The organism is Halococcus morrhuae DSM 1307 (assembly GCF_000336695.1).
In the GTDB taxonomy this organism is placed as follows: Archaea; Halobacteriota; Halobacteria; order Halobacteriales; family Halococcaceae; genus Halococcus; species Halococcus morrhuae.
Window position 1 is genome coordinate 1 of record NZ_AOMC01000017.1, and the last position, 804, is coordinate 804.

Below are 804 nucleotides of genomic sequence, written 5' to 3' on the forward strand. Positions count from 1 at the left end.
CGCCTTCCTCAGCAGTTGCTCGGCATCGATTTCTCCATCGGATTCACGTCTCAGAAGTAGTCAACTGGCGTGCTTTGTGAGGTACTGAGACTGTTGAAGAACTCGCAGAACAATATAAGGACTAATATACAAACGATGCAACCGCAGTCTAACGAAGGTCAAGACCCGCCGAAACACGTTTTCGCCCGAAACCATCAACGCCGTGTGCAAATGGGGCTCACGGACAAGTACAGTCATCGATTGGTACAGCATGGCTGACAACTACTGCAAAGTCCAGCAGTCACGCAAACCAGCAAACGGAAACCACGCATCGATATGTGAGCGACTGCCGACCCAACCAGACAGTTGATCGTTCCATAGATCAGGTTGCCGGGAACAATAATTAACTGCTGGCTCCTCCACGCACCAGTATGCTCAACCTCGACATCGCGTCGTTCATGGTCGAACTGAAGGACGGCGCGCTGAAGAACGTCGGTCCGTCGAACAAGTCCGCCACCGCGAAACTGTTCGACGTGACGAGCGCCGAGGCCCGCGAGTTCGGCGACAAGCGAGTGAAGTTCGTCTTCGAGGACGACGAAGACAACGAGGTTCAAGTGGCGCTCTTTCCCGAGGAGGCCAAGCGGATCGCGGACGACATCGAGGCCCTCGAAGCGGACAGTCGGGTTTTCAAGGACTGACGTTCCGCTACCAGCACCGCAACAGCCCACGTCCCTCCCCATCCGTTCTAGGCTAATCCCGTCGTGACTGGGACGAATTGATCGGAAATCTGCTCTTCCAATCGGAGAACGCAATCGTTGGCTGGAT

Annotated in this window: 1 protein-coding gene; it reads left to right on the plus strand. The window is 55.0% G+C overall.

Translation table 11 applies throughout. The features are described 5' to 3' along the window. Nucleotides 1–410: 410 nt before the first annotated feature. On the plus strand, nucleotides 411–677 hold the full coding sequence (locus C448_RS01120) for a hypothetical protein (protein ID WP_004051285.1): 267 nt from the start codon (nucleotides 411–413) through the stop codon (nucleotides 675–677). Nucleotides 678–804 lie beyond the last annotated feature (127 nt).